This window comes from Dialister sp. UBA1703 (genome assembly GCA_002320515.1).
In the GTDB taxonomy this organism is placed as follows: domain Bacteria; phylum Bacillota; class Negativicutes; order Veillonellales; family Dialisteraceae; genus Dialister.
This window is the reverse complement of sequence record DCJJ01000061.1, coordinates 1-3,190: the sequence shown is the minus strand read 5'-3', so window position 1 is coordinate 3,190 and position 3,190 is coordinate 1. Positions and strand designations below refer to the sequence as shown.

At 55.1% G+C, this 3,190-nt stretch carries 3 protein-coding genes; all 3 read right to left on the bottom strand.

From position 1 onward, the window contains the following. Nucleotides 1–66 precede the first annotated feature (66 nt). Genes B2Y11_RS02830 through B2Y11_RS02820 form a run of 3 tightly spaced genes read right to left on the bottom strand, consistent with a single transcriptional unit; the run spans nt 67 to nt 2,962 of the window. Entirely contained in the window at nt 67–657 is a 591-nt protein-coding gene (locus B2Y11_RS02830; protein ID WP_291055953.1) for a DNA-3-methyladenine glycosylase, read from the bottom strand. Further along, nucleotides 654–1,739, bottom strand: a complete 1,086-nt coding sequence (locus B2Y11_RS02825) for an efflux RND transporter periplasmic adaptor subunit (RefSeq protein ID WP_291055950.1) — start codon at nt 1,737–1,739, stop codon at nt 654–656. The genes B2Y11_RS02830 and B2Y11_RS02825 overlap by 4 nt, the downstream gene beginning before the upstream one ends. Nucleotides 1,740–1,741: 2 nt before the next feature. After that, nucleotides 1,742–2,962, bottom strand: a complete 1,221-nt coding sequence (locus tag B2Y11_RS02820; RefSeq protein WP_291055947.1) for an FprA family A-type flavoprotein — start codon at nt 2,960–2,962, stop codon at nt 1,742–1,744. Nucleotides 2,963–3,190 lie beyond the last annotated feature (228 nt).

Below are 3,190 nucleotides of genomic sequence, written 5' to 3'. Positions count from 1 at the left end.
ATGAATGAATCAGTGCTTCCCTAAAAAAGCAGTAAAGAAATGTCAATCATTTCTTCACTGCTTTTTTCATTTCGACACATAGGGGCTCCCTTTCAGGAGGAAGCGCCAGGGGAAGTCTTTGCCCCAGATGGCGTAGTCTATGTTTTTCCGTTTTGTAATTTCCAGGGGCCAGGGGCCTTTTTCTCTTGTTTCCACGTAGAGGGTATCTCCGGTAAGGTCCATGCCGTAATAGGACATGTCGATGCCCAGGGCCTGGGTGAGGCGGCCGGGGCCGCTGGTGAGGAGTTTTTCTTTTGTCTGGTGCCTTCTTTTTTTCATAAGGTCCAGTCCTTCCAGCGGTTCCAGGGCGCGGATGAGGACGGAGCCGGATTCTCCTTCGTGGCCGCAGACAAAGTTGAGGCAGGTGTACATGCCGTAGATGAGGTAGACGTAGGCATGGCCGCCTTCTCCGAAAATGATTCTGGTCCGGGGAGTGAGGCCTTTGAATACGTGGGCGCCGTCGTCTTTATGGCCCTGGTATGTTTCGCCGTAGGCTTCGCATTCCACGATGCGGCCGGCGGTGATGCCTTCGGGGGTTTTTGAGACTACCACGGTGCCTATGAGTTTTCTGGCGGTGGTGACGGCGTCACCCAGGAAGTCTTCTCTTGTCCATTTCATTTCACGTCTACCTGCATGCCCATGTCCAGGCTCTTGGGCGGGTCTGTAATCACCCGGTCCCCTTCTGCCAGTCCGTCCATAATAAGGACGTAGCCGCCGGTGTCGCTGGCGATGGATACGGATTTCATGTCCACCAGGTTGTCGTCATTCACTACGGCCACGGTGCTGTCGCCGATAACGGCGGATTTGGGAATCATGAAGCAGGAAACGTTCTGTCCGCTTTCGATGCGGATGCTGTATTCGTTTCCGATGGTGATTTCATCGTCTGTGTTGTCCACCTGCACTTTGTAGGTGGTGAATTTATCGCCGTCTTCGTTGGGCTGTTTTTTGAGTTCGCCGTACCAGATTTCAGAGCCGTCGCTCATGGTGACGGTCAAGGTTTTGTCGTCTTTGGCTTTTTCCATCACGTTATCCAGTTTCGCCGGAATCTGGACGGAGGCGGTGACCGGGGAGTCCTGGCGGATAACCAGGGCCGGTTTCCCCGCCATGGCCAGATGGGTGTCGCCGATGTAAACCTGGGAAATCACGCCGCTGATGGGAGCCCGCACGGTGCAGTTGGCAATGGTTTTTTCCAGTGTCTGCAGGGAGGCCACCAGCTGGGCCGGTGCCTGGGCGGGCGCTGCTGCGGGAGCCTGCTGCAGGTTGCCGCCTTTTCTTCCTTTGATTCTCTCATATTCCGCCCGGGTAATAATGCCCTGTTTCAGGAGGGATGCTTCCAGGCTGTCATCTACGGCGGGAGCGCTGTAACTGTAGGAAGGAGCCGCTGCCTGGGAGGCGGCGGCAATTTGGCTCCGGAGGGCCGCTGCCTGGGATTCGTACTGGGAGGAGTCGATTTTGAAGAGCTCGTCTCCCGCATTGACTACGGTGCCCACGTCAGGGGGGGTGAAAATCAGATTTCCTGAAACCTGGGGAATCACCGGCGCCGTATGGAGTGCTTCCGGCGCTGCCTTTGTTTCCAGGGTAAAGGGTTCCCTCGACTGCTGTGCTTTCATGACGTGAACCGAGGGACGGCTCCCGCAGCCTGAAAGAAGCATGGCGGCGGACAAGCAGAGTGCCGCCGCATAGGCCATCCATTTATTCATTTTCATGCCTTCTTTTCTTTCATTATGTCGCCGGCAATGAGTTTTGCCAGATTTTCAAGGGTGTCATCATCGGCGGGGGATGAGGAGATATGGACCCCATCGCCCAAGATGGTGCATTTCTTCAAAGCGCCTGTCTTTTCCATCATGAGCTTCCCGCTCACATTGGGAGCCCAGCTGCTGTTTCCGATGATGGAAATGGTGCGGTTCTGCAGGTCCATTTCTTTGCAGAGGTCCAGGAATGCATTCATCACGGGGTTCAGGCCCATGTTCATGGTCACCGCCGCCAGCACCATATGGCTCCGGCGGAGTACCTCCGGGAATGCTTCCGTCACGGAGCTGCTGCAGAGGTCCACCAGCTTCAGGTTTTTCACGCCCTCCGCCGCCAGCTTTCCTGCCAGGATCTGGGCCGCCATGGCCGTATTGCCATAGGGAGAGGCAAAGAAGATGGAAACGGACCGTTCCTCCGGCTCCCAGGATGCCCATTTCCTGTAGAGGGACATCATCTTTGCAATGTCTTCCGGCCTTCTGAACACCGGGCCGTGGAGGGAGCAGAGATAGCGGATATCCAGCTTTTCCGCCTTCTTCAGGGCCATGAGCACCTGCATGCCGTAGCGGGCCACAATATTGGCGTAGTATTTCCGGCAGCTCGGGAGGTATTCTTCGTCGTAGTCCACATCGTCCGCAAAAACAGAGCCGTTCAGCACGCCGAAGGTGCCGAAGGCGTCGGCGCAGAAAAGCACCTTTTCCCTTTCTTCATAGGTAAAAGTCACCTCCGGCCAGTGCACCATAGGCGCCTTCAAGAAATGGAGCCGGTGGGCACCCAGCTCGATTTCCAGCTTTTCATCGGAGGTGATGAACCGGTCCTTCATGGAAATGTGGAAATACTGTCCCACCATCTTCTGCGCCTGGGACGTGGCCACGATCTTCGCTTCCGGATAGGCCGTTGCCAGGGCCAGGAGGGATCCGCTGTGGTCCGGCTCCATGTGGTTGATGATAATGTAGTCCAGCTTCCTCCCCTGCAGAAGATGGGACACATTGTCCATAAACACATCCCGGATGACCGAATCCACCGTATCCATAACCGCCGTCTTTTCATCGTCAATGAAATAGCTGTTATAGGAAATGCCCCGGGAAATGGGAATCAGATTTTCAAAGCGGGAAGATACGAAATCATTGCCGCCGATCCAGTAAATATGGTCAGTTATTTTTTGTTCGTTATGCATGGATTAGCCCCTTGTCATGTGCTGATAAAAACAGTCATTTTCGCTTTTTAAGTATACCACGAATGGGAAAAGGGTTCAAAAGGTTCAAAGGGGAAGGTTCTTACGTTTGACGGGCCTACGGCCCGAGGGTTGTGGTGGCGGCTGACGCCGCAAGTAAAAAGGGGCGCGGCTGACGCCGCAGGTTGTGTAGAAGGGTTGTGACGAGAAAGGTTGACGGCCCTCCGGGCC